The organism is Paenibacillus sp. D51F (assembly GCF_053345695.1).
In genome coordinates this window covers 161,487-187,253 of sequence record NZ_JBKFAO010000006.1, presented here as the reverse complement: position 1 = coordinate 187,253, position 25,767 = coordinate 161,487, and the positions used below count along the sequence as shown (strand labels likewise).

Genomic DNA, 25,767 nt, shown 5'->3' with positions numbered 1-25,767 from the left:
GATGGCTTGGGCCTATTTGATCGGAGCCGGACTATGCGAAATCTTCGGCGTCGCCATGATGAACCGGCTGACCCGCCGCCGCGACTTCGTCTCCCTGCTGCTGCTGGCCGCCGGCTTCGCTCTGAGCTTCTCGCTGCTGTCCCTCGCCATGCGCACGATTCCGATGGGTACCGCCTATGCGGTCTGGACCGGCATCGGCGCATCCGGCGGAGCGCTGGTAGGCATGCTGTTCTACGGCGAGTCGAAAAACCCGCTGCGCATCCTGTTCATCATGCTCGTGCTCGGAGCAGCTGTCGGGCTGAAGGCGGCGGGATAGGCCGCACATAGAGAGCATGCTGCTCTGAAGTTTATATCAGGTTCCATCGGGAGGGCTGTCCCGCCCCGAAGCCTGAATGCCAAGAAGGAGACTCCCCGCCGGAGCCTCCTCTTTGCTTTCTTCAAGCATCTGCCGTCTCAGCGGCTTGCCAGCCCGGGGTTAAGCTTTCGCCGTCTCGTCTTCAGCATCCGCATCGGCAGGAGCCTCGTCGCCTTCCTTCGGCCAGCCCCCCCATAGATTGGACACATGGCCGTCGGGGTCGCGGAGGATGAAGCTGTAACCCCCGCCCGGCTTGTACGACATCTCTCCCACTTCCACGCCGCGCTCGCGCAGCTTCGAATGCGCCTGATGAATATCGTCGACCTGCAGGGAGATGATCGGCTGCACGACGCCATGCATGTTCTCGAACTCCAGCTTGGGCACGTTCGGACTGCTGACGAGGCCGAGGCCGACTCCGCCCACGTTCAGCCAGGCTTCGGTATCGCCCGGCGTGAACGGAAAAGTGAACGGAATGTCCAGAACGTGATGATACCAATGAATCGATGCTTCCAGATTGCTGACAGGCAGCTGGATGACGGCATAGTTTTTGACGGCCATGTTCAAATCCACTCCTCGGATCTTATGGGATAGTTGAGCGCTCTCGCCCTCTATAACGGAAGCCTGCTTGGAAAATACACGGATTTCAATCCAAATCCTGAAATAATTGAATGAGATGCCCGCTCGGATCTCGGAACGCGAAGGAAATCCGCCTTGCTCCGGCTTCGACCTTGTCCACCTGCACGCCATGCGAGGCTATGGACAAATAGGCGCTGCATATGCCTTCGGCATCTCCTCGTCGGAAAGCGTCAAGGAACCGCTCTAAAATGCGCGGCGGCAAAGGTTCCACAGATTTCTGGCGCCTGATCGGCCCGCCCCTCTCCTGCCCTGCTGCCTGCTCCTGCCCTTCCTGCTCCTCCCGGGCGAGCGCCTGCAGCCTCTGCCTCGCCCGCCTATGCCCTTCCCTGACAGCCCCCGGCGTCAGGCGGAGCAGGCGGGAAGTCTCGCCTGCCGTGAAGCGGAAGACGTCCATGAGCAGAATCATCGTCATCTGCCTCGGATTCAGGCGGCCGGCGAGCTGCTCCAGCAGCACGCGGATGCGCAGCGCTTCGTCCGGACCTCCCAAAGCGGGCGGAGCATGGAGCTCCTCCTCAAATTCGACGCCGGCTTGTTCCCCGCGGCTCCTCCTGCTGCGGCAGATGTCGATCCAGGCATTTGCCGCCATCCGGTTCACATAAGCCTGGGTGAGGCTCCGCTCCGGCTCGCGCAGCTGCAGCCGGTGCAGCTTGGCCAGCACCTCCTGCTCCAGATCCTGGGCATCCCACCGCGCTCCCGCCAGCCGCAGGCAGCGTCGCCGCAGGCCCGGGATGTACGCCTCCAGAACCGTCCGGAATCCAGCCTCCTCCATGATCTTCCCTCCTTCCCAGCCATATGGATAAATAAGGAATATGAAGTCCATTATAGCCCGTCGGCGCGCCGCTGGGAATGACGATCCGCTCAGAGGGCAACGATCATCACGGCCATGCATGGAACGCTCATTTCATACGTCTGCACGGGCATGCCGTACATTCCTTGCTGAACTCCGGCAGCTCCGATCATTCCTTGCTGCTCGAGCTTGTCGGCCTGCATTGGGACCGGCTGCGGACATCGTGACCACGGAAGGCAGGCGCGACTTGATACGGGCATGCCTGTCAGCCTGCCCGCATCAAGCCGTATCTACCTTGCTTCTGCGCCTTCTTATCCGTCTTCCTGCCGCAATCACGACGACAAGCTGGAACACCGCATTCGCCCCGTACACGAACGGGATCAGAATGACTTGGAACGGATAACCGCCCATATCGGCAATCGACCCGATTACGAGAGCGGTCCAAAAGACGGCTCCGAGCCAGGCGATCCACAGCCGCCGCAGCCTGCCGGCCAGCATGGCGGTCAGGATGCCACCGACGCCCGCAATCAGGAGGACGAGCTGGTTGTATTCCGGCTGCCGGTTAAGCGGAAACAGCAGCCGATGCCCGGAAGCATGCGAGAACACCCACTCCTCCTCCGGAAGCTTGCTCAGGAAGGCCCGGTACAAGCCCGGTCCTTCTTTGTTCATGGGGATATTGGAGCTGAGCCGCGAGCTGCGGTCCGCAAGCCGGACCTCCAGCTCGACCTTCGGCTTGCCGGCCCAATAGGAGGCCGGGGACAAGTAATACAGATGGGATCCGACCCGGTTGACGACAGCCGATTCCTCCCAGCCTCCCGGGTCTCGGTAGAAAATGCGGACCCGCTTCGTTTCGCCGGCCCGGAATACCAGCGGAAAGCGGCCTCCGCCGACCGCATGTTCGCTTGTGCGGGTCACAAGTGGCTTGCCGGAGAACGGCTCCATGATCGTCGGTCTGATCGTCGGACGCCCGATCAAGCCTTTAAGCGAATCTTCCGATGCCGGCGTGACGGGAACCTGCGCTTCCCCGTTCTCTTCCACGCGCAGCCCTTCCATTCCGTCCCCATCCGGGTACAGGAACAGCACCTCGACCTGCTGCTCCTTGCCGCCGTTATGCAGCTCGTAGTCGACCGTCACCTCCGGAAATGGACCGTAGCGTTCCGAAGTGTCATCCGGGATGAAGTAGGAAACCCTCTCCCGGATGAGAAGTATGCTCTCCGAATGCTCCAGCCGCATCGGGCCGAAGCCTTCCGCCGGCTCGTAGACCGGCCCGCCGTTGGCGAGCGCCGCCCCGCAAGGAGCTGACATGACGGCCAGCAAAGCAAGCACGGGCAGGATAACCAGCCGGAGACGGCTCCGGCATGCTCTGCCCATCCCACCTCTTCCTTTACCTTTTCCTTTTCCTTTTCCTGCTCCTACTCCTGTTCCTTCCATGCCCAAGAGATCGCCTCCGCTCCCCAATAATTCCCAGTCTATCAGATCGGCTAGAACCGGTCTGCACTAAAAAAGCTCCCGAGCCGCATGGCTCAGGAGCAAAAGAGGTTCTGCCGACCGGCAGTTGCCGGAGAAGCCGGTGCATGCAGAGGACTTGAGCATCTTATAGAACGGCCAATACCTGCAAGGGAATCAAGCGCTTCAGGGCTGCCTATACCGCAAGGGATTTTAAGCGCTTCAGGGCTGCCGGTACCCGTAAAGAAGCGTAGGGATACGCCGGATACGGCTGGCCGGGAGGCTGATGCGCCTGCGGATAGCCGCCTCCCTGATAAGGGCCGGCTTGGTACGGAGAAGCCGGATAGGACGCATAAGGGAACGGCGGCGTCCGATAAACGTACGGCTGCTGCTGGGCATATGCATCGGCCTGCGCCTGATAAGGCTCCGATATCGGCGGCGAGCCATAGCCTTGATAAGGGCTCTGCCCCGGCTCATCCTCATACGGCGCCTCGAAGTCGCCGTCGGCGCGGGTTTTGCCGCAGCTGTCGAGCGGTCCGATGCCGACCGTTTTCGTAATCGGCGCCACGGCTTCCTTCCATTTGGCTTCGTCGAGGCAATACGCATCGGCCATAACTTTCGGCGGAGTCAGCCGCAAAATGTCAGAGCCCAAAATGACCTCCGGCATCGGAGCGTCGAAAATCGCCACGACATGGGTATTGTCCTCGGTCGCCATCTCGTAGTGCCACCACCCCTGAGGCACGCTGGCCGCCTGGCCGGGCGTGATCGGAATGTTGTACAGCTTGTTGGTGAACGGATTGATGAACGAGACGGTAATCTTGCCGGAGACGCAGTATACGAGCTCGGTCGCGTTCTGATGATAGTGCGGCTCGACATAATGGCCCTTGCTCATGAAAATATCGAGGATCGAGGCGTTGCCGAGCGTATTCAGCTGCTTGTAGCCGAGAATGTTGATGTAGTTTTTGCTGTTGGTGAAGAGCGCGTTGCTTTTATTCACGTCGAAGAAAAACTGCAGATCGGGCGAGGTGTAGTCCATATAGGAAATGGCCATGCGCATCTTCCCTTCTGTCCGTATGTCTGAAAGCCGTGATTAGTAGAACATATGGACGCCGCCTTTCCAACATGACTGAAACTATAGGAGGAGCAGGCGGCTCGTCCGTTCGTAACGCACGGGGACAGGCAAGAGAAAAAAGCCGGCGCATGACGCGGATTCCGCGCTGCGCCGGCCCTTCCTTTTCACTAGGATGCCGGATTGCCGAACACTTCGAATTCCCATAGCGAGTAGCCGTACTGCGTGCCTCGAAGCAGGCCGAGCATGCGGATATGACGGGCCTGGACGCCGCTCAAGGCGATCCGCTCGACCCCGCCGCTTCCGGCTGGCTGCATGTAAGCATCCGTCCAGTCTGCGTCGCCCGGCGTTTCGGCGGAGGAGACTTGGATCCGGTAGCTTTTGGCGAAGGCTCCTTCCCAGTGCAGGACAGCCTCGTCCAGCCGGTACAAGCCGCCGAGGTCGACGGCGATCCACTGGGGATCCGCGGATTCGGATTCCCAGCGGGTGCCGGAATCCCCGTCCACGGCGTTCGCATCAGCCTGCTTGGCGGAGGATGCCGATGCCTGCTTGCCTACGGCAACATTCGGAGCCGACGAAGCGGCCTGGATAACGATCCCCGCCGGAGCATGCCCCGCGGCTTCGACCGTCAGCCGGTAAGAGCCGGCTTGCGGAAAGAGCGAAGCCGCCAGCGTCAGCTTGCCCGGCTCCAGCGTCCAGGCGTCCGCCGGAACGGGGGCGCCGTTCAGCACGAGGGCGGAAACCGCCTGCCTCCAAGCCGGATCATCCGCGAAAGCGAGCAGCACGTCTTGGCCGGCCTGGCTGCTTCCCTGGACCGCAAGCGTCGGAGCGGAGCCGATCTCCCGCACCGCGATATCGTCCAGCCATACCGTGTGGCGGCTGGCCGGAGTCGCGGCGTCGCCGTCGATTACATTGCCGAGCAGGAATTTCAGCGGCGTCGTGATATCCGCCCCGGGCTTGATCACCGTCCGGTAGATCGCTTGGTCGTCGCCGGTAATACGGAATACGGACGGCGTCAACGTCTTGTTCGGATCCCATTCCACCGCGATCGGCCGGTCCGCATCGGACCAGGCGCGGAAGCTGAGCTCGTAGCTCCGGCCGGCCTTAAGCTGCAGATTATTCTGAATGAGCTGGGCCGACCAGCTGACGGGCACCTTCCACTCGGGATGAATCCCGCCGTTGTTGAGGATGACGGCTTGGGCCCTGCCCTGCTGGATCGAGAACTCGGAATCGCCGCCCTCACCCTTCCAGTAGGTCCAGCCCGCATCCTCCGCGCTGAACGACCCGTTGGCCAGCAGATTGCCGTCCGCTTCCTTGACCGGCTGCTGTACGGCCGCATCTCCGTAACCGGCCGCCTTGACCGTCACAACAGCCGTCCCGCCTTCCTTCACCGCTCCGGGCAGCAGCTTCAGCACGCCGGGCATCAGCTCGTACAAGCTTGCTTCCAGCAAGCGTCCGTTCACGGCAACTCCCGCAGCCGCCGCCCGCCAAGCCGCATCGTCGGCGAAGGTCAGCTCCAGCGTAGCGCCGGCCGTATTGCCGGTCTGGTCCGCGATGAGCAGCGGCGGCCGCTTGACCGGAGCATCCGCGACCTCCAGCACGACATTGTCGATCCATACCTGATGGGAGCCCGCCGGCGTTCCCGGCAGCTTGCCGAGCTGGAATTTCAGCGCCAGGCTTTCCTTCTCCGGAATCTTCACGTCATAGCTGAAATGCTGCCAATCCGTCGAAAGAGCCAGCGTGCCGGAATCGAAGCGCCGTGTGTAGGCTCCGTTCTCCAGCGTCGTCAGTATGCCGCGCGCTTCGCTTGCGCGGGCATCGAACTCGAGCCGGTAGGTAAGACCTTTGGCGAAGCTCATGCCTCCCTGATTGAGCATGACGTTCCAGGCTTCCGAGCCGGCATTCGCAATATCGATCTTCGCCGCTCCGCCATCCATGGCGAAGGAAGCCTGCGCTCCTTGCTGGAACGGCTCCCAGCCATCGAAGCCGGCATCAAAGCCTCCGTTCTTCAGCGGGAACAGATCTACTCCGCTGTAATCGACGTTGCGGTTGGAGGTGCGCACCAGACGCACCGAATCCAGCAGGATGTCGCCCTCCCCGGCTTCCGCCAGGAAGCGGAGCTTGCCGTGCACATCCGTAACTCCTGCAGGCATCGTGAAGGCAAGCTTGTATTCGTCCATTCCGCTGCCGAGCTCGAATGCCTGCGAGCCGAAGACGGCGGAGCCGTTGCCGCTGCCTATCGATGCGGTCACGGAGCGTCCCGCGGCAGAAGCACGGGCGCGGAAGGTCAGCTCGTAATCGTCGGTCTGCAGCAGGTTGAGGCCGGTCTGCTCCAGCGAAATCGGCGTCCCTTCGGAACCATGCATTCTCGCCTCGCGCGCTGCCGCGTCAACCGAGACGGAGCCGGCAGGAGCGGCTGTCCAATAGCCGAGCCGGTCCATCGTGCCGAGATCGAAGCCTCCGTTGTAGACATGGTTGCCGTCCGCCAGAGGTTCCTTGGCGGCGGAAGGATCGGCGACGCTGTCGATCTCCTCCAGCTTGACGCCTCCGATCCATACCGCGCTCGCATTCAAGCCGGCATTGAACTCCAGCCGGGCGGCAGGATCCGTGTCGCCGTTCATAAGGAAGCGGTACTCGTAATGCTGCAGGCTCGTTCCGAGAGCGGGCGAGAACTGGTCCGTATAGACGGCCCATCCGTTGTCCTCGTCTCCGCCCATCTTCACGGCGATCGTCCGGTCCGCCGCCGCCTTGGCGTCGAAGCTGAGCTTGTAGGCGTGGCCCTTGACCAAGGTCGCGTACTGGATCAGCTGCAGGGCGTAGTTTTGCACGCCTCCGGAGGAGATGGCGATCTTCGCCATTTTCTTGCCGTCCACCGTATCGATCGAAGCGCTGCCCGCTCCACCGAAGTCCGGCGTATGCAGGAAGTTCCAGTACAGAGGATCGAGCGCCGTCCCCGATGCCGCGATGTCCTTCAGGCCATGCTCATACGTCTCGTCGTAGATCCAGCTGCCGTCCACCGGGAGCTTGGCGTCCGCAGGCACAGGCTCGCGCTCGGCTGCCGGCTCCTGCGGCGTGCGATAAGGCCGGCCATCGATCTCGTAAGCGCGGACATAGTCGACTTCCATGCGGGCCGGAAGAACCGAGTCGTCCGGCAGGCGGTTGCCGTCATAGTTGCCGCCGACCGCCATGTTCAGAATGATATAGAACGGCTGGTCGAACGGCGCCGGGAACGCGTATTTGTCCGGCTGTCCCGCTCCTTGGCTGTCCCAGCGGCTCTGGGTCTGGTACACCTTGCCGTCCACGTACCAGCGGATTTCGCCGGGCTCCCACTCCACGCCGTACGTGTGGAAGCCGGTGATGTCCTCCCCTTCCGGGAAGGTGTACGTCTTGCCGGTATATCGGTTGTTGGGCGAAGGCTTTCCGTAATGCAGCGTGCCCCCGACCTCGTCGAGCAGGCGGCCGCGGGCCTCCATGATGTCGATCTCTCCCGAGGCGGCCCAGGTGCCGTATACGCTGTCCTTCGGCATGAGCCAGAAGGCGGGCCACAATCCTTGGCCGGCCGGCAGCTTCATGCGGGCCTCGAACTTGCCGTAAGCCTGGCTGAAGGTCGGCGACGTCCAGAGCCGGCCCGAGGTATACGGCTTTCCGTTCACGCTTTCCTTGCGCGCTTCGATGAAGAGGCCGCCGTTCTCCACCTTCAAGTTCTCCTTGCGGTAAAACTGCTGCTCGTTGTTCCCCCAGTCGGAAACGCCGTAATCCGAGCCGTTGCCAAGCTGGTATCCCCACTTGGACAGGTCGACTCCGTTCGTGTCCGGCTGCGCTGCGTTTCCATTGAACTCGTCCGACCAGCTCAGCATCCACTCCCCGACCTGCTGCTGGACCTGTACGTTCCGGTAGCCCTTCGCTTCCACGTTCACGGTATATGTGCCCTTGCCCGGGAACGCTCCTGCACTGATCTCCAGCATGCCTGGCGAATCCGCATGATAGCTTCCTGCATTCAGGTAGGATCCGTTCACGCTCACGGCCGTAATGGCGGATCTCCACAGGCTGTCCTCCTCAAAAGAGAGCACCATGGCGCGTCCGGCCGTGTTGTCGTCGCCGTCGGGCTGAAGCACGGGCGGAGCCTTGAGCTCCGTTCCCGGCGTCGGCGTCGCGCTCGATGTCGGCGTCGCGCTTGGCGTCGGCGTCGCGCTTGGCGCCGGTGTCGCGCTTGGCGCCGGCGTCGCGCTTGGCGCCGGTGTCGCGCTTGGCGTCGGCGTCGCGCTCGGCGTCGGCGTCGCGCTCGGCGCCGGCGTGCCCGCCCACGGCGCCGGCGTCATGCTTGGCGACGCGCTTGGCGACGCTGTCGAGCCCGTGCCGCCGGGAGCGCCGACGACGCCCGCTACCACGCCGACAGCCTGGCCCTGCTGCAACGCGCTGCCGTTCAGGCTGGCGCCTCCCGCCTTGGCTGTCAGGCGTCCGATCGAGCCTCGCACGTCCAGCGACGTGCTGCCCGCATGCTCGCCGAGCTCGACCTCGTCAGCTGTGGAGCCGCTGCCGATCTCGACTGCCGCCGGACTGTCGACCGACAGCCTGCCGGTCCGGCTGCCATCCTCAAGCACGACGCGCACCGGCGAGCCCGCCTTGTCGACCACGACAGAGCCGGCGCTCGAATGCTTGAAATGAATGCTGTTGACGCCGCCTCCCTGAACGAGGACCCGTCCTTCCACCGTGACTCCTTCCAGAGTGACATCGCCCTCGCCGACGCCGGGAGCGATATAGAGATCGCCCTTGATGCGCGAATTCTCAATGACCGTATTTCCGGCCCGGATCAGCATATTTCCCGCTGAGCCGTTCGATTGCCTGCCGTCCTTCAGCACCATCGCAGGAGCCAGCCGGTCCAGCAGCGTGACAGCCTCGGAGCGCGTGATCGGCCGCTGCGGCTTCAGGCTGCCGTCTTCGTATCCCTTCAAATATCCTCCGGCAAGCAGCGCCTCAAGGGCAGGCTTCGCATAGGCCGCAGCGCCGGCTCCGTCCGAAAAGCCGTTCAGGCTGCTGCCTGTTCCGAGCGGCAGCCTGAACAGCTTGGCCGCCATGGCCGCGGCCTCCTGGCGCGTCACCGCGGCCGATGGACGGAAGCTTCCGTCCGGGAAGCCCTGTGCGACGCCTGCTTTCCCGATTGCCCGCACAGCCTGCGAGTACCAGGAGGCTGCCGCCACATCGCTGTACGGCTTGTCCAGCTCCGAGCCGTCATCGGCCAGCCCGAACAGCCTTGCCATCAGCTGGGCAAGCTCCGCGCGCGTAACCGCCGCATCCGGCTTGCACGCTCCGCCCGGATAACCGCTGGCCAGACCGAGCGCCGCCCATCTTTCCATGACCGGGCTGCTGCAACCTGCTTTTGTTTCCTTGGCGGCCGGAGCCGCTCCGTAGACCGGAACGGCTCCGCCGGCGATCAGCAGCGCACCGAGCAGCGCCGCAACGGATTTTGCTTTTCCCAATGACTTCCCCTCCTGATTGGTACCGCTTACAAGACTGAATCCTCCTAATAATAACGAATGACAAGGATGGATAATATCCCCATAATTTCGGATGGGGTTACTGAAATTCGGTTAACCCTCTATCCCAGCGACCATTCGGACACATGCGGACGCAAAAAAGAACGGCTAGTCCAGCCAGCCGTTCTTCTCCGCGATGGCGCAGGCGTCGATCCGGTTCCGGGCGTCCAGCTTCTGGATCGCCTCCGACAAGTAATTGCGCACCGTGCCCGCCGACAGGAACAGCCTCCCGGCGATATCGCCGGCCGACAGCCCTTCTCCGGCGAGCTTCAGAATTTCCCGTTCCCGCTCGTTCAGCGGATTTTCCGCCTCCCAGAACGAGAGCGCGAGCTCCGGGCTCACCGCGCGGCCTCCGGCATGCACGGTGCGCAGCGCCGCCGCCAGCTCGCTGACGGGCGAATCCTTCAGCAGGAAGCCGCGCGCGCCGGCCTTCATGGCCCGCTGGAAGTACCCCGACCGCGAGAACGTCGTGAGGATGACGACCTTGCACGGATGCCTGCTTTCCTTCAGCTTCTCCGCCACATCCAGTCCCGTCATAAGCGGCATCTCGATGTCCAGCACGCACAGATCCGGATTGACCGACTGGATCAGCTCCCATGCCTGCAGGCCGTCCGCAGCCTGCCCCGCCACCTCGATATCGTCTTCCATGCCGAGCAGAGCCGCCATCGCGCCTCTCAGCATGCCCTGATCCTCCGCCAGCACGACCTTCATCGCTTCACGGCTCCTTTCGATACGAGCGGCACCGCCAGCACCAGCTCCGTCCCTTTTCCCGGAACGGAGCTTACCGCCAGGCTGCCCTCGATCAGCTTCAGCCTTTCCTTCATGCTCCCCAGCCCGCTGCCCGTGCCGGGTCCGTCCGCCGGGCATTCCGCCATCCCTCTGCCGTTGTCCCGGATGGACAGCTCCATCCGGTCCGGAACGGCCGACCAGCGCACCTCAAGCTCGGAAGCCTTGCTATGCTTGACGGCGTTCGTGACCGCCTCCCGCAGGCACATGCCGAGGATATTGTCTGCAAGCGCAGGCACGATCCCCTCCGGCGGCATGCTCCCTGCGTTCAGCGCGATGCCCGCCGCCGCCAGAATCTGCCGCGCATGGAGCAGCTCATCCCGGAGCGTCGCGCCGTTCATCCCCGACACCAGCTCGCGCACCTGCTTCAAGGCCGCCCGCGAGGCGGCTTGAATATCGCGGGCTTCCTGCTCGGCGCGCGCCGGGTCTCCCCGCACGAGCCGCTCGGCCAGCTCGCCCTTCAGCGTAATGAGCGACAGCGTATGGCCCAGCGTATCGTGCAGGTCTCTCGAGATGCGCTGCCTCTCTTCGTTTTTGGACAAGCGGGCGATCTCCTCCTCGGCCATGGTCAATCGTTCCCGCAGCTCGCGCGATCTCATCCCTATCCGGATGCCGAGCGGCATGACGAGCATGATGATCAGCGCAGGGACGAGCTGCAGCAGATCTCCGCCTTGGATATCATCTCTCTGCAGCCATACCGTGGCCGCGAACAGGAGCGCCATGCCGGACAATCCGGCCGCCGCCTGCCGCCCCGACTTCAGGAAGCCGATGATCGGGGACGGGAAAAACGCCATGTACAAAAAGTTGATGCTGAGCCTCGCGCTGAAATAAGCGATGATCGCCTGCTGCAGCAAAATGCCCGCGAGACGATGCTTCGGCTTGAGGAAGCTGTAGACATACAAGGCGCTGAACGCGCCGAGCAGCCCGAACGAAGCCGCCCGTTCCCCGGCCGGCAGCTGCAGGATGCTGGCGACCGGAAAGGTCAAGTAGACCAACCAGACGAGGGGGAAATAAATAGGCGGACCCGAGCGGGGCCGCCTGCCTTTTTTGGCCATCCTACACCGCTTCCTGTTTTTTCATGATATAAGCGGATACTACCATAAACAAAATCATATAAACAGCCAGCACCCCGATCCCGCTCCAATCGACCGGCTGCCCGCCGATGAGCGCCCACGGCCCTTGGCCCATCCGATACGTCGGCGTGAACTTGGCGATCGTCTGCATGATCTGCGGCATCGTGGCGGTGGGCATCCATAAGCCTCCGACGATGGAGAGGGACATATAGAGAATCGTCGCCAGCACCTGCACGACGTCGCTGTTCCTCATCGTGCCGAGCAGCATGCCGAGCGCCATGAAGGCGAACCCGCCTATCCAGATCCATAGGCCCGCCTCGATCCAGACGGACGCCGGCAGATCGATCGGCTTGCTCAAACCGCCCGTCAGGAACAGGACGAGAATAAGCCCGATATTGATGACGCCTTGAGCGGCTGCCTTGGATAGGACGTAGGCGCCGGAAGGCAGCGGAGTCATGCGGAGCAGCCGGATCCAGCCCTGGGCGCGTTCCTTGGACACCCGCTGGGCGAAGGTGACCAGACTCGCCCCGACTACGCCGTAGGAGGTCATCGACATCAGGTAATACGCCGCCCAGTTGTGTATTCCGCCTCCGTCCATCGTGCCGGTGAAGATGAAGAAGAAAGCCGCCGGCATCAAGATCGAGAAAAAGACGAAGCGGCGGTTGCGGATCGTGCGGAGCATTTCGGCGCGGCACTGCGCCCATGTCGCTCTATAGGTTTGGTTCATCGGGAATCTCTCCTTGGCATTGGGGTTTCGCTGCCTCGTCACTGGGCTTTCTTCAGCAGGTTTTGGAACGCCTCGTCGAGGCCTCCGCTCTGGATCTCGATATCCCGCATCGGCAGCTTCCTCTCCAGCAGGACGCCGATCAGCCGGTCCGTGTCGGCGCTGTACAGCTTCACCCGGCTGCCCTTCCAGTCGATATCCGCGACTCCAGGAACGGCGAGCAGCATGTCGCGCGTCAGCGTTTCTCCGGCCGTGAACGAAATGCAGCGGCCCGTCGCGGAGGCTTTGATGCTGCTCGGCGTGCCGTCGGCGATCAGCCTGCCCTGGCTGATGACCGCCACCCGATCGGCGATCTGATCCGCCTCCTCCAGGTAATGGGTCGTCATCAGGACGGTCTTGCCCCTGCCCGCCATCGCCCGGACGGTATCCCAGAACAGCGCGCGCGCCGTGACGTCCATGCCGACCGTCGGCTCGTCGAGGAACAGCACCTCGGGGTCTCCCGCCGCGGCCAGCGCGAAGCCCAGCCTCCTCTGCTGCCCTCCCGACAGCGACGTCGCCAGCTTGCCCCGCTCCCCGCCGAGGCCGGAGATCTCCAGCAGCCGCTCCAGCGGGAGCGGCTGGCTGTAGTAGCTGCGGAACAGGTCGATCGTCTCTCCGACCTTGAGGCAATCGATGACGCTCGTGTCCTGCAGCATCGCCCCGATCCGGCTTCGCGCCCCCCGATCGCGGGGATCTCCGCCGAGCAGCTTCACCGTGCCGCTCGTCGGCTTCATCAAGCCGAGAATCATCGAGACCGTTGTCGTCTTGCCGGCTCCGTTCGGTCCGAGCAGCGCCGTCACGCTTCCTTTCTCGATCTTCAGGCTGAGGCGGTCGACGGCTTTTTTATCCTTGAATTGCTTCGTCACGTTATCGATCTGGATGGCAGGCTCATGGTTCATTTCGTTTCCACTCCCGTTCGGCCTCGTTCGGCCGTGCTCGACTACCTGCTTTCAGCTTAAGGGAAGCGGGAACGGACTTGAATTCAAACGTATCATCCGTTTCGCATGACAGTTGTCATGCGCCGGATAAGGGCATCCGCTCACGAGACCGGCCGACCTCGCCGATCATGCAGGCACGGCTCCTTGACTTCCGTCCGTTTACTTTCCGGAAAATTCAATTAAAAGAAAACTTGACCTGAATTAGAAGCCGAATACACATACAATGGATGCGGAGGTCAATTAAGCCTGCCCGGGCCTCGAATTTTTTTCATCCAAAAAGGTGGTTGATACCATGAGCATTCCATCCGCGGCGGAGTCTCCTCCGAGCCTTTTCCGCAACCGTTTCCTGCAGACGATCCTGCTCTCGAGCATGCTTCTGCAGATCGGCATCTGGGTGCGGAACTTCGCGATCCTCCTCTTTGTCGCCGAGAAAACGAACAACGATCCGTACGCCATATCGCTTATCAGCGTAGCCGAATTCGCCCCCATATTCGTCTTCTCGTTCATCGGCGGAACGTTCGCCGACCGCTGGCCGCCCAAACGGACGATGGTATGGTGCGACCTCCTATCCGCCGTATCCGTGTTCGTCGTCCTGCTGGCCATCCATTTCGGCTCTTGGGAGTCGGTGTACCTCGTCGCCTTCATATCCGCCATCCTGTCGCAGTTCTCCCAGCCATCCGGAATGAGGCTGTTCAAGCAGCATGTGCCGGAGACGCAGATGCAGCAGGGCATGGCTCTGTTCCAATCGCTGCAAGCGACGTTCATGGTGCTCGGCCCCATGCTCGGCACGTTCGTCTACAGCCGCTTCGGCCTGGAGACGTCGGTCGCCGTCATGGGCTTCGCCTTCCTGCTCTCCGCGCTCGTCCTCGTCCGGCTGCCCAAAGATCTCCCGCAGCCGCGCGCGGCTGCGGCGAAGGGGCAGTTCTTCCGGGAGCTGGCGGAAGGGTTCCGGTACGTCTGGCAGAGCCAGGTGCTCCGCATGCTGGGCCTGGCCTTCATCCTGGCCGGGCTCGCGGTCGGCATCGCCCAGGCGCTCAACCTGTTCATCGTGACGGAGCGCCTCGGCCGGGACAAGGAGTTCCTCCAATACCTCCTCATGGTGAGCGGCGTGGCCATGCTGATCGGGGGCGGAATCGTGGCGACGTTCGCCAAGCGCGTCTCTCCGCAGCTGCTGCTGGCGACCGGCATGCTCGTCGGAGCCGTATGCACCGTCATCGTCGGCTTCTCGACGAGCGTGCCGCTCACGCTCGTCACCCAGTTCGTCAACGGACTCGTGTTCCCGTGCATCCACATCGGCATCAGCACGATGATCCTGAAATGGTCGAATCCAACGATCGTCGGCCGGGTGAACGGCGTGCTGAATCCGTTGTTCATCGGCATGATGGTCATATCCATGTCCGTCGCCGGCGTGCTCAAGAGCGCGTTCCCGCTCGTAGCCATCTACAGCGGCTCGGGGCTGCTGTTCCTCCTCGGCGCGATGGTCATGATGCCGATCCTGAATCATCGAGCTCCCGAACAGGCGCAGGCAGCTTTATAGAGCTTGGCTTGATGATGGAGAAAGGGGCTGCCCCAGAGGAGGGCACTGAAAAAGTTGCCGTTGCGTGCGCGGATCATTCTTCCGATCGCTGTTGTCCCCGTATTCCTCTGATTCTTGCCGTTTTTGTGGTTGAAATCCGGTGACAAAGGCGACCACTTTCGTTTCTCCAGAACGATTCCGCGCCCTTCGCTTGTTTTTCAGCGGCCTCCCCCAAAGCCATCCGCTTTTGAGACAGTCCCTTCGCATTGTTGTTCAACCCCTTTCCATCGGAGCTGCGAGATCAAGAAGGAATCCGCCCCCGCCGTTCCGCATAGTTCCACACAAGCTCGAAGATCGAAAAAAAAAGACCCCCGGACATCTCTTCGCTTGAAGAGTGTCCAGGGGTCTTGTTGCCTGCGAGTCCGATTACAAGGCTGCGAGACGAAATCTCGCGATCCGCTGCTGATTACAGCTCCATCGTCCAGCCGAACGGATCTTCCTTCTCGCCGCGCTGCAGTCCGGTGACCTCGTCGTACAGACGCTGGGACAGAGCGCCCGTCTTGCCGCCGTTGACCGGCATCGCCTCGCCCTGCCAGTACAGCTCGCCGATCGGCGAGATGACGGCCGCGGTGCCCGTGCCGAACGCTTCCTTCAGCGTGCCGTCATGGTAGGCGTCCGCGACTTCCTGCATGGAGAGCTGGCGCTCCTCCACGTCGTAGCCCCAGTGCTTCAGCATCGTAATGACGGAGTCGCGCGTGATGCCGTGCAGGATGCTGCCGTTCAGCGCCGGCGTCACGACCTTGTCGCCGATGACGAAGAACACGTTCATGCTGCCGACTTCCTCGATGTATTTGCGGTGCACGCCGTCGAGCCAGAGCACCTGCGAATAGCCCTTGGCCGTCGCTTCCTCCTGCGCCTGCAGGCCGGCCGCATAGTTGCCCGCCGTCTTGGCTTCGCCGACGCCGCCAGGCACCGCGCGGACGTAGCTGGATTCCACGTAGATGGAGACGGGATTCACGCCCTCCGCGTAGTAGGCGCCGACCGGCGAGAGGATGATCATGAATTTGTACTGATGGGACGGAGCGACGCCCAGCGTCGGCTGCGTCGCGATGACGAACGGACGCACGTACAGCGAGGTCCCTTCCTCGGACGGCACCCAGTCGCGCTCGGCCTGGATCAGCTGGCGCAGCGCCTCCAGCACGAGCTCCTCGTCGAGCTGCGGAATGCTGAGGCGGGCGTTGGACAGGTTCATCCGCTTGATGTTGCTGCGGGGACGGAACAGCAGGACGCGGCCGTCAGCGGTCAGGTACGCCTTGAGCCCTTCGAAGATCGTCTGGCCGTAGTGGAACACCTTGGCCGCCGGATCCAGCGAGATCGGCTGGTAAGGAACGATGCGTCCGTCATGCCAGCCCTGCCCTTTGTCATAGTCCAGAATAAACATATGGTCCGTGAAGCGGGTGCCGAATACCGAGCCCTGAAGCGATTCCTTCGTTCTCGGGGAAGCCGTGCGCTCATGCTTGAAATCGTATGCCATTACTCTTAACTTCCTCTCTCCGGGAGTCTGCCCGCCGGGGGCGTCCCGTTCATTCTTCTACTAGTCATCCTACCACTTGATCCCCTATAGTTAAAGGATCGGTTTCATTCAGCTTCCCATACCTTCCAGGTATGGATGCCGCTGAGCGCCCGCTCGCGGCCTTTCTTCCATTGTTCCCCAAATAGGAGGATTTCGATATGGATATGCGCCAGCTGAATTATTTCGCGACGATCGCCCGGGAAGGCCAGATCACGCGGGCCGCCCGCGCGCTGCATATGGAGCAGCCGCCGCTCAGCCGCCAGCTCAGGCAGATGGAGGAGGAGCTCGGCGTCAGGCTGTTCGACCGCACCGGCCGCAGCCTGAGGCTTACCGCCGCCGGCAAGCTGCTGCTCGAAAGGGCGGAGCGGCTCATGCGGGAATTCTCCGATGCGCTCCAGCAGGTGCGCGAGCAAGGGGAAGGCATCCGCGGCGTGCTGTCCGTCGGAGCCGTCGTATCCTGCATCTCCCTGCTGCCGGAGCCGATCCGGCAGTTCCATGCCCGCTATCCCGAGGTGACGTTCAAGGTTCATGAAGGCGACCACTTCTCGCTCGGACAGGAGCTGGACGCGGGAGAGATCGAGCTGATCGTCACCCGGCTGCCGTTCGAGTTCGACGCCGAGCCGGCCGCTTACCAGATCGCCTATCTGCCCTCCGATCCGTTCGCTGCCATTCTGCCGTCCGGCTGGCCGCTCGCGCGTCCCGGTCCGATTACGCTTGCCGAGCTCGCCAAGCATCCTTTTCTCACCTTGAAGACCGAGCGGACAACCGCCATGCATGAGAAGCTGCTGGAGGAATTCCACCGCGCCGGCTGCGAGCCGCATATCCTGTGCGAATGCTCCAGCGTCGCCGTCATTCTGGCCCTTGTCGCGGAAGGCATCGGAGCAACCGTCCTGCCGCGCTCCGTGCTGTCCTCGTTCCAGATGTCCGGCATCGAGCTGCGGGAGCTCGACGGCGAAAGCTTCCACTCCGAGGTCGGCATCGTCTGGCGGCGGGACCGCTACCTGTCCAAGAGCTCCGAGCGCTTCATCGAGACGCTGCTGAACGAAACGCAGGACGCGGCGGACAGCGGCTGACGCCTCCCTCTCGCCTCCCGGCCACGCTATCCTCTCTTCATAGAAAAAACGCAAGCGCCGGGATCAGGAGCTGATCGCCTCGCTTGCGTTTTTCATTTATTCCGCTGCCCGGAGGTGGCCGCCGGGAATTCCCCTCCTGCACCTGCTCTTGCTCTGCTGATGCGCCTCGACGGCGATCTCGTACGCGCCTTAGCGGCGCGCTGCCGCTGGACCAGGACATGTCATTGTACACGTGCCGCTAGACGCTATCTTGATCGGTAGGAGTCTCAAGGTGCTTCCATGCGCTGTTTCCTTCTACGAGCTTCACCGGCGTTCCCTCCGCCGCGCCTGCGCTTCTCGGGCTGACGGCAGCGCGATGTTCCTTTTGGGAATCAGGCTCCTGTGGAAAAAAAAGAAAAACGGCTCCTTCTGCGCCGGCCTACGCCAGCGTCAGAATGAACCGTTCCAGCTCGTTCGCAAGGCCGTACAGGCTGGCCCGTGTCTCGAACTCCTCGCGCGTCTCCGGCAGCGGCAGCTCCTTGTGATAGTCGCGGATGGCGCGCAGCTTGGCATGGTAATCCCGGCCGACCGGAATGGAATTCCAGTTGTCGGCCAGATCCAGCAGGAAGCCGCCGATGCGCTCCCCCTGCTCCAGCCGTCCGTCGACCTGCGAGCAGAGCGGAATGAGCATCTTCAGAATCTCCACCTGCCTGCGGCGCGTTTCGTAATAGGCATAGAACAAGCTGCGGCGCCCGCTGAAGTCGTTTTCGGTCGCCTGGATTCCGAGGCTCCGCGCCTCGTCCAGCAGCTTGTCCAGCTCCAACACCTCGCGTCCGTCCCAGAGGGTGCTTCCTTCCTTCAGATACAGCGCCAGCTCGCGCAATATATTCTCCATGCGCTGCTCGATTCCGTTCTTCAGCTCCCGCACCTTGCGGTCGATTCCAGGCATATAGAGGTTGACGATCAGCGCCAGCCCCAGCCCGATCAGGATGAGGAGAAGCTCGTTGCCGATGAATTTCAGCGTCACGCCCTCATGGATATAGACATGCATCATAATGACGGAGCTGCTCGCGATGCCTCCCTGGATGCCGAGCTTCACGCAGAGGGGAATCAGGATCAAATAGATGGGAACGAATAGAAGCGCGTAATAGCCGGCCCATTCAAAGAAAGCCCCCGATATGGCGATGGCGATCAAACAGGCGAACAGCCGGTCCAATATGGCCGACAGGCTCTGCCTGCGGGTCTTTTGAATGCAGAGCAGGGTCAGAATGCCCGCCGATGCGAAGTTGAGCAGTCCGAGCTGCTGCGCGATGAGGACGGACAGGCTGACTCCGACGGCCGTTTTCCAGGTACGAAATCCGATTCGCATGATGAGGCTCCTTGTCAGATAAAGAAATCGTCTTCAACGATAAGATAAGCTATTATACCATCCCCCCTCGGGCCTTTTCGAATCGGAAAATCTTCGGCAAAGGAAAATATGCCCTGTCCCCTATGAAATTTATCCCTTATCCGCCCGGTCCTTTCGTGGTCCAATAGAGAGGCGGACTCCAGGAAGGAGCCGCTGCGAAAGGGGATGTACTTATGAAAAGCAAAGGCTTGGCCATGACGCTCGTCCTTCTGCTGCTCGTCTCGCTGCTGCCGGCCACCGTATTCGGCGCCGCGGCCTGGACACCCGGAACCGCCTACAAGACGGGAGACGTCGTCACGTACAGCGGCAAGGATTACAAATGCCTGCAATCCCATACCGCCCTTGCGGGCTGGGAGCCGCCGAACGTGCCGGCGCTGTGGACGCCGACCGGCGGCACGACGCCGACTCCGACGCCTAGCGCCACACCGACTCCGACCGTCACGCCGACTCCGACTCCAAAACCGACCGTAACTCCGACCCCTACGCCGAAACCGACGGCAACTCCGACCGCGACTCCGGTTCCTACCGCGACCCCGACTCCGACGCCGAAGCCGACCGCGACTCCGTCCACCGGCAAAGTGGTCGTCGGCTACTGGCATAACTTCGACAACGGCTCCGGCGTCATCCCGCTGCGCAACGTCTCGAACAACTTCAACGTCATCAACGTCAGCTTCGCCGAGACGCTCAGCGACCACGCGACGCTCACGTTCACGCCGTTCCAGACGACGCCGGCGCAGTTCAAGGCCGATGTCGCCTACCTGCAAAGCCAAGGCAAGCGCGTCCACATCTCCATCGGCGGCGCCAACGCCACGGTGGATCTGGAAACCGCGGCGAACAAGGCCAGCTTCGTCAGCTCTCTTAAATCCATCATCGGCACCTACGGCTTCGACGGCATCGACATCGACCTGGAAGGCGCCTCTCTCTCCTTGAACGGCGGCGATTCCAACTTCAAAAATCCGACGACGCCCAAGATCGTCAATCTGATCGCGGCCATCAAGGAAATCATGGCCTCGTACGGCTCCGGCTTCGACCTGACGATGGCTCCCGAGACGGCTTACGTCCAAGGCGGCCAGGTCGCCTACGGCGGACCCTGGGGAGCTTACCTGCCCGTCATCTACGCCGTCCGTGACCAACTCGACTACATCCATGTCCAGCATTACAACAGCGGCTCCATGCAAGCGCTCGACGGCAAGTCCTATTCCCAGGGCACGGCCGACTTCCAGGTCGCCATGGCCGAGGTGCTGCTGAAAGGCTTCGCGGTAGCCGGCAACACCGCCAACATGTTCCCCGCCCTGCGCGCGGACCAAGTCGCCATCGGGCTGCCGTCCTCGCCGGCCGCTGCGGGCGGCGGCTACACCGCTCCGGCCGACATCGTGAAGGCGCTGAACTACATCACCAAAGGCCAGTCGTTCGGCGGCGGCTACACGCTCCAGACTCCGGCCGGCTACGCGGGCTTCCGCGGCGTCATGACATGGTCGATCAACTGGGACGCGACGACCGGCTACGCCTGGTCCAATGCGATGAAGGGCTACTTCGGCTGAATGCCGTGTTGCAAGCCTGCTGCGTCTGAATGCCGGGATGAAGCCTGCTTCCGCTGAATGCGGATAAAAAAGCAAAAGCTGCTCCAAAGCGCCTGACTGGCGCTCGGGAGCAGCTTTTTTTTTGCGTCTAGAAATCCGGTCTCTGGCTTTCAATCCGTCAACCACTTCAAGGCTAGGTACCTATCGCCCCGCTCTTCGCCACGGAAGTCCGCCGGCTCCATCAGACCGCTCTCCGGACGAAGTACAGCAAGCCGGAGCAGAGGAAGACGAGGAAGCTGCCCCCGATGACGGCGAGCAAAGTCTCGAGAGAGACGTTGAACGCGCCAAAGCCGTACGCATCCTGCGGCACCATCGCCAGCAGCGGCTGCACCCACGGGTACCAGGGAGCGAAGTCCCGCGAGTTGGCGACGAGCATGTTGGGGAGCGTGAAGATGACGTTGACCGCGAGCGGCGCCGCGAAGCTCTGGAAAGCAGTGGACGCGAGCAGCTGGAGCGCGGCCAGAGGAAGGCAGGCGAGCCAGCCTCCGAAAGCCGACATGCCGACCATGCCCCAAGGAACGGGAGCATCCAGCCCGCGCAGCAGCCCCGCCAAGACGATGGCGGCGAACAGCAGCAGCTGCAGGATGGCGACCAGCGCCATGATCGTCGCGAGCTTCGCTCCGTAGACAGCCGCAGGACGGACGGGAAGGGCGAGCAGCTGCTTCCAGCCGCCGGAAGCGTGCTCGAAGCGGCAGAGCAGAGCGGCGAAGATGCCGACCAGCAGCGGGAGAAAGAAGTACCCGTGCACCGTCGCGCCGACTGCGAGCACCTCCCTCCAGGCCGCAGCTCCCTCGTAGCTGAGACCGGATCTCCAGCCTGCGACGAATGCGAGCAGCGGGCTGGCCGGCAGCAGCAGCCAGATGATGGAGCGTCTCAGCTTGATCCATTCGGATGCCAATAATCTCGCCATGTCAGCTCACGTCCTTCCGGGCAAAATGGGCGTAACCGATCAGCAGCACGAGCATGCCCAGGGCAAGGCCCGAGCCCGCGGCCTGCAGGGCGTCGGCGGAGCGTACGGCCCGGTCGGGCCAGCTCCAGGGCATCCATTCGGGCATCAGCACGCTGAACATGGAGAACACCATGCCGAGCGTGCCGACGGTAAGAGGCAGCGCCTGATTCGCCATGACGATCGACAGCCAGCTCTGCAGGGCGATGAAGGGGAGAGCGGCCAAGCAGGGCAGGTAAGACATGCGGACGATGTCTGCCCATGGAACGTGCGAGTCGAAGCCGAGCAGCAAGCCCATTCCGAGAGTCAGCAGCAGGAGCAGCGTGCAGGAGGCCAGCAGCAGCAGGAGCGACAGCAGCACTTTGCCCGCGAACACCTGCAGCCGGGTAACCGGCAGAGCGAGCAGCTGCTTCCATGCGCCGGCCTGATGCTCGATGCCCGCCGACATGGAGGCGACCAGCGCCAGGCCGATGAACAGCGCCGGCAGCATCAAGGAGCCTGCCTGGAGCAGCAGCCCCCGCCAAGGATCGTCGGCGTACAGCTTCATCAGATAGTCGTAGCGCAAGCCGTAGTTGACGGCCTGCAGGCCGATGACGCCGATGGGTCCGAGCGCGGCGAGCAGCCAAAGCAGCTTGCGGCGGATCTTGAGCAGCTCCACCGAGAGCATGCGGCCGATCACAGGCTGCCTCCCGTCCCGGTCATTTCCAGGAAGGCGCTCTCGAGGGAAGACCGCTCTTCTTCCACCCGGTACACAGAGTGGCCGCGCCGGACCAGCTCCGCCACGATCGAGGCCACCGTCCGGTCCGCCGCGCCGCCTACCGTCAGCCTGCTCTGGTCGCGCTCGGCTTCAAAGCCGAGCTCCAGCAGCCGCTGCCACGCGGCTTCCGGCTCGCTGACGGAAAACCGGATCCTGCCTGCCGTCCTGGCCTTGAGGCTGGCGATGCTGTCCTCGTAGATCAGGCTGCCGCTGCTGATGATGCCCACCTTCGTCGCCATCAGCTCGACCTCCGAGAGCAGATGGCTGGAGAGCAGGATCGTCACCCCCCGCTCGCCGGGAAGGCTTTTGATCAGCTCCCGCATTTCCTGGATGCCCGCCGGATCGAGGCCGTTGGTCGGCTCGTCGAGAATGAGCAGCCTCGGGTTGCCGAGCAGCGCGGCCGCGATGCCGAGCCGCTGCTTCATGCCAAGCGAGTAGCCTTTGACGGCGCGCCGGGCATCCTTCTCCAGCCGCACGATCGAGAGCGCCTCGGCGATTCTTTCCTTGGGCACGTCGAGCAGCCTGCGGATGACCTCCAGATTTTCCGTACCGGTCAGATGGCCGTAATACGACGGGTATTCCACCAGCGAGCCGACATGCCGGAGAATGTCCATCCGGTTTGCCGCCAAGCTTTTGCCGAATACCGTCACGCTTCCTCTCGTCGGCTTGGCGAGGCCGAGCAGCATGCGGATCGTCGTCGTCTTGCCGGCTCCGTTCGGACCGAGGAAGCCGTAGATGTCTCCTTCCCCGATCCGCAGGTCCACGTCGCGGACCACCGCTTTGCCGCCAAGCTTCTTGGTCAAGCCTTTCGTTTCCAGCAGCCAGGAGCCGCTTGCTTGCCTCATCATCTTCATCTCGAATCACCTCTGCCTCCATCGTAACGGGCCGAGGTTAAAATCCGGGGCGGGACAAGGTTAAAAAGCGGTTAAAAAGCGCTGTGAAAGAAAAAAACCGAGGGCTCGCCGCCCTCGGCTCCTCCAAGCTTTTATGGGCCGATCAGCTCTCCTCGTCTTCCAAGGCACGGCCGACCTCCAGCACCAGTCTTTCCTCATAATCCATTTCGGCTACTGCCGTCCCCTCGGCCAAGAGCTCCTCGAAGGAACGGAACAGCCCGCTAAGCTCCTCATCTCCTTCCAGCTGCCGCATCCCTTTCCGATACGTCTCTTCATCCTTGTACCAGGTCAGTTCCATCCATGAATCGGGATCGCTGCTGCTGTTCAAGTAATGCGTGCGGAAAACCAGTTCCCTTCCGTATCTTTCTCCAGCCTTTTTTTGCAGCTCCAAAAATTCATGCCGCTTATCCGGCTTGATCCGGTAGGAATAGACTTTGACGTACATGGACTTACTCATCTCCTTTTGTCGGAACCGAAACCAGAGCCTTCACGCTGCCTTGTTCCGGCTTGACCGCAATCGTCGTTCCTCCTTCGCCGGAGCTCACTTCCTTGCGAAGACCCATCTCCTTCAGCATCAGCTGCACGATGGACAGGCCGAGTCCGCTTCCCTTGTTCGGCGAGACGCCGCCAAGCCCCGGGCCTTTATCCTCGATGATGAGTCCGCCTCCCCCGTCCTCGACGATGCGGACAGCCGTCCAGCCTCCTGAAGAGGCGTGCCGGAGGGCGTTCTGCAGCAGATTGTCCAGCACCCGCTCCAGCCAGTGAGGATCGGCATGCCAATAGACGGGAGCATCCGGAAGATCCGGCTCCAATTCCATGCCGGCCTGCTCGAAGGCGGGATACCAGGCGGCCAGCTGCGTTCTCGCCAGCCGCACGATATCCGTCTTCTCCGGCCGGTAGGCGTATTTGCCCGCGGACAGCAGGCTGTAGGAGAACAGATTCTCGATCAGCTGCGACAGGTAATCCAGCTTGCCGCCGATCAGCGCCACCGACTTGCGGCCCTGGCCGCTCAGCGGCTCCCGCTCCAGAGAGTACGCATGGCTGCGCACGACGGTGAGCGGGGTCCGCAGATCATGCGACAGCCGTGCGACAAGCTCGCGCCGCAGCGACTCCTCCTCGGCTTCGCGGCGGCGTCCGGCCTCGAGCTCCCGAACCATGCCGTTGAAGCTTGCCTCCAGGCGGCCGACCTCGTCCGCTCCCGACACCTCCACAGGCAGCGGCAGCCCGCTGCCCGACGGCTGCTCCATCGCCGCCTGCAGCCTGACCAGCCGCTTGCGGATGCGGTTGAAGAACAAGAAGCTGACCGTGAGGAACAGTCCCAGAAGGACAATGGCTCCGGCCGTATATGCGGTTCCTCCGAGCATCCCCAGCCGCTGTCCGTAAGGCAGCGTGAGATATCGCGGCACCTGCATGGCCATGAAGCCCTGCTCGCCATCCTTGCCGATGAAAGCCACGACCGAATACTTCGTCCCGTTGACCGCTTCCTTCATGAAAGCCACCGTGTAGACGGATGACCACAGCTGGGGCAGGTTCTCGTTGAAGGGCAGGCTTGCCCGCAGACGGCTTTCGCCGTCTACCCAGAAGACGCTGGACCGGGGATAGCGGCTGCGCCACGACTCCAGGCTGCGGACGATCGTCTCCGGATCGGCATGCTGGAGCGAGGCCGCCTCCCGGCGCCACTCTTCGATCAGCCTGCTCGTGTCCGCATACGGATTGTCCCTCTCCTTGGGGGAGACAAGCCCGGAGATGACGACCGATCCCGTTCCTGCCATGAGCAGGGCGACAGGCAGCACGACAAGGGCCGACAAAATGATCAGGAGATAACGAGCCAGCAGGGACGGCCGGCGCGCGGCCCCGAACAGCCTTTTCACGGCTTGACCCGGTATCCGATGCCGCGGACCGTCTCCACGATCCGCGGCTGGGCCGGATCCAGCTCGATTCTCTCCCGCAGGTACCGGATATGCACCATGACGGTTTTGTCCCCCTCCATATACGGCTCTCCCCAGACCGCTTCGTAGATCTGATCCTTGGTCAGGATGCGCCCGGCATGACGAAGCAGGTACAGCAAAATCTGCAGCTGCTTGGGCGTGAGAGCAATCTCTGCTCCGCTGCGGGAATCCGTCACCGTCAGCTCCCGGGGGCGCACCTCCAGATGGCCGACGAGGACCGCCTCTTCTCCGCCTTGCCCCGATCGGCGCAGCAGCACCTCCAGCCTGGCGGCCAGCTCGTCGGGATGGAACGGCTTGGTCACGTAATCGTCCGCGAAGCCGAGGCCGTGCAGCTTGTCCTCGACCGCCGTGCGGGCGGACAGCATCAGGATCGGCAGCTCGGGGCGCCGCTTCTTGAGCCTCCTGCCGACCGAGAAGCCGTCGAGGCCCGGCAGCATGACGTCCAGAACGGCTACGTCGGCCGCTCCGGCATGCTCCTCCGCCATCTCGCCCGACTGCAGCCACGTCACCTCGTAGCCTCTGCGGGCAAGATCGTCCGCGAGCCAGGCGCCGATCTCGGCGTCGTCTTCGATGTAGAGAATCCTTGCGTGTGCCGCCATCGGGCGCACCTCCTGTCCGTCTTCAGCATGTTCCCATCCCGTTCCAAGTCCATTCCTTCATGATAGAACGGCCCTTGCCGCATGGAAAGTTAAAAATCGTTTAAAGC

At 62.6% G+C, this 25,767-nt stretch carries 22 protein-coding genes; 4 read left to right on the top strand and 18 right to left on the bottom strand.

Annotated elements, in window-relative coordinates; all coding sequences use genetic code 11:
- Nucleotide 1: 1 nt before the first annotated feature.
- Nucleotides 2-316, top strand: a complete 315-nt coding sequence (locus ACLBWT_RS13220; protein WP_447663571.1) for a DMT family transporter — start codon at nucleotides 2-4, stop codon at nucleotides 314-316.
- Between the two features lie 159 nt (nucleotides 317-475).
- Here the strand turns inward: ACLBWT_RS13220 and ACLBWT_RS13215 are convergent, their stop codons facing one another.
- From ACLBWT_RS13215 to ACLBWT_RS13170, 10 genes are all read right to left on the bottom strand, one after another.
- On the bottom strand, nucleotides 476-913 hold the full coding sequence (locus tag ACLBWT_RS13215) for a VOC family protein (RefSeq protein ID WP_447663570.1): 438 nt from the start codon (nucleotides 911-913) through the stop codon (nucleotides 476-478).
- An 85-nt stretch (nucleotides 914-998) separates the two neighbouring features.
- Nucleotides 999-1,760 (bottom strand): RNA polymerase sigma factor, encoded by a 762-nt coding sequence (locus ACLBWT_RS13210; protein ID WP_447663569.1) that lies wholly within the window; start codon nucleotides 1,758-1,760, stop codon nucleotides 999-1,001.
- A gap of 89 nt (nucleotides 1,761-1,849) precedes the next feature.
- The gene (locus ACLBWT_RS13205) at nucleotides 1,850-1,981 is read right to left on the bottom strand and encodes a hypothetical protein (protein WP_447663568.1); all 132 of its coding nucleotides are present in this window, start codon (nucleotides 1,979-1,981) and stop codon (nucleotides 1,850-1,852) included.
- A gap of 76 nt (nucleotides 1,982-2,057) precedes the next feature.
- Nucleotides 2,058-3,149: a hypothetical protein gene (locus ACLBWT_RS13200; protein WP_447663567.1), complete on the bottom strand. Its 1,092-nt coding sequence runs from the start codon at nucleotides 3,147-3,149 to the stop codon at nucleotides 2,058-2,060.
- Nucleotides 3,150-3,420: 271 nt separating this feature from the next.
- Nucleotides 3,421-4,275: a cupin domain-containing protein gene (locus ACLBWT_RS13195; RefSeq protein WP_447663566.1), complete on the bottom strand. Its 855-nt coding sequence runs from the start codon at nucleotides 4,273-4,275 to the stop codon at nucleotides 3,421-3,423.
- 188 nt (nucleotides 4,276-4,463) lie between these two features.
- Nucleotides 4,464-9,770 carry a hemoblobin-interacting domain-containing protein gene (locus ACLBWT_RS13190; RefSeq protein WP_447663565.1) on the bottom strand — a complete coding sequence of 1,769 codons (5,307 nt, stop codon included), beginning with the start codon at nucleotides 9,768-9,770 and terminating at the stop codon, nucleotides 4,464-4,466.
- Nucleotides 9,771-9,935: 165 nt separating this feature from the next.
- Complete coding sequence (locus ACLBWT_RS13185) at nucleotides 9,936-10,538, bottom strand: response regulator (protein WP_447663564.1); 603 nt, start codon at nucleotides 10,536-10,538, stop codon at nucleotides 9,936-9,938.
- Nucleotides 10,535-11,668: a sensor histidine kinase gene (locus tag ACLBWT_RS13180; protein WP_447663563.1), complete on the bottom strand. Its 1,134-nt coding sequence runs from the start codon at nucleotides 11,666-11,668 to the stop codon at nucleotides 10,535-10,537. Before ACLBWT_RS13180 ends, ACLBWT_RS13185 begins: the two co-directional genes overlap by 4 nt.
- Nucleotide 11,669: 1 nt before the next feature.
- Nucleotides 11,670-12,413, bottom strand: a complete 744-nt coding sequence (locus tag ACLBWT_RS13175) for an ABC transporter permease (RefSeq protein WP_447663562.1) — start codon at nucleotides 12,411-12,413, stop codon at nucleotides 11,670-11,672.
- 38 nt (nucleotides 12,414-12,451) lie between these two features.
- The gene (locus ACLBWT_RS13170; RefSeq protein WP_447663561.1) at nucleotides 12,452-13,348 is read right to left on the bottom strand and encodes an ABC transporter ATP-binding protein; all 897 of its coding nucleotides are present in this window, start codon (nucleotides 13,346-13,348) and stop codon (nucleotides 12,452-12,454) included.
- Nucleotides 13,349-13,679: 331 nt separating this feature from the next.
- Between ACLBWT_RS13170 and ACLBWT_RS13165 the strand changes: the two genes are divergently transcribed.
- Complete coding sequence (locus ACLBWT_RS13165; protein WP_447663560.1) at nucleotides 13,680-14,924, top strand: MFS transporter; 1,245 nt, start codon at nucleotides 13,680-13,682, stop codon at nucleotides 14,922-14,924.
- A 445-nt stretch (nucleotides 14,925-15,369) separates the two neighbouring features.
- On the opposite strand, the gene ACLBWT_RS13160 is transcribed toward ACLBWT_RS13165, so the two are convergent.
- Entirely contained in the window at nucleotides 15,370-16,437 is a 1,068-nt protein-coding gene (locus tag ACLBWT_RS13160) for a branched-chain amino acid aminotransferase (RefSeq protein WP_447663559.1), read from the bottom strand.
- Nucleotides 16,438-16,634: 197 nt separating this feature from the next.
- On the opposite strand from ACLBWT_RS13160, the gene ACLBWT_RS13155 reads away from it, so the two are divergent.
- Complete coding sequence (locus ACLBWT_RS13155; RefSeq protein ID WP_447663558.1) at nucleotides 16,635-17,549, top strand: LysR family transcriptional regulator; 915 nt, start codon at nucleotides 16,635-16,637, stop codon at nucleotides 17,547-17,549.
- A gap of 418 nt (nucleotides 17,550-17,967) precedes the next feature.
- Here ACLBWT_RS13155 and ACLBWT_RS13150 read toward each other — a convergent pair whose 3' ends face one another.
- On the bottom strand, nucleotides 17,968-18,897 hold the full coding sequence (locus tag ACLBWT_RS13150) for an aromatic acid exporter family protein (protein ID WP_447663557.1): 930 nt from the start codon (nucleotides 18,895-18,897) through the stop codon (nucleotides 17,968-17,970).
- 212 nt (nucleotides 18,898-19,109) lie between these two features.
- On the opposite strand from ACLBWT_RS13150, the gene ACLBWT_RS13145 reads away from it, so the two are divergent.
- Nucleotides 19,110-20,477 (top strand): carbohydrate-binding protein, encoded by a 1,368-nt coding sequence (locus ACLBWT_RS13145; RefSeq protein ID WP_447663556.1) that lies wholly within the window; start codon nucleotides 19,110-19,112, stop codon nucleotides 20,475-20,477.
- Between the two features lie 220 nt (nucleotides 20,478-20,697).
- Here ACLBWT_RS13145 and ACLBWT_RS13140 read toward each other — a convergent pair whose 3' ends face one another.
- The 6 genes from ACLBWT_RS13140 to ACLBWT_RS13115 all read right to left on the bottom strand — a co-directional run bounded on the left by ACLBWT_RS13140 (nucleotide 20,698) and on the right by ACLBWT_RS13115 (nucleotide 25,660).
- Nucleotides 20,698-21,426 (bottom strand): ABC transporter permease, encoded by a 729-nt coding sequence (locus ACLBWT_RS13140; RefSeq protein ID WP_447663555.1) that lies wholly within the window; start codon nucleotides 21,424-21,426, stop codon nucleotides 20,698-20,700.
- 1 nt (nucleotide 21,427) lies between these two features.
- Nucleotides 21,428-22,141, bottom strand: coding sequence for an ABC transporter permease (locus tag ACLBWT_RS13135; RefSeq protein WP_447663554.1), 714 nt, complete (start codon nucleotides 22,139-22,141; stop codon nucleotides 21,428-21,430).
- Complete coding sequence (locus ACLBWT_RS13130; RefSeq protein ID WP_447663553.1) at nucleotides 22,138-23,073, bottom strand: ABC transporter ATP-binding protein; 936 nt, start codon at nucleotides 23,071-23,073, stop codon at nucleotides 22,138-22,140. Before ACLBWT_RS13130 ends, ACLBWT_RS13135 begins: the two co-directional genes overlap by 4 nt.
- A gap of 142 nt (nucleotides 23,074-23,215) precedes the next feature.
- A complete protein-coding gene (locus ACLBWT_RS13125; protein WP_447663552.1) occupies nucleotides 23,216-23,557 on the bottom strand; it encodes a hypothetical protein in 342 nt (113 codons plus the stop codon).
- Nucleotides 23,558-23,561: 4 nt separating this feature from the next.
- The gene (locus ACLBWT_RS13120; RefSeq protein WP_447663551.1) at nucleotides 23,562-24,983 is read right to left on the bottom strand and encodes a HAMP domain-containing sensor histidine kinase; all 1,422 of its coding nucleotides are present in this window, start codon (nucleotides 24,981-24,983) and stop codon (nucleotides 23,562-23,564) included.
- Complete coding sequence (locus ACLBWT_RS13115) at nucleotides 24,980-25,660, bottom strand: response regulator transcription factor (RefSeq protein ID WP_447663550.1); 681 nt, start codon at nucleotides 25,658-25,660, stop codon at nucleotides 24,980-24,982. Before ACLBWT_RS13115 ends, ACLBWT_RS13120 begins: the two co-directional genes overlap by 4 nt.
- Nucleotides 25,661-25,767 lie beyond the last annotated feature (107 nt).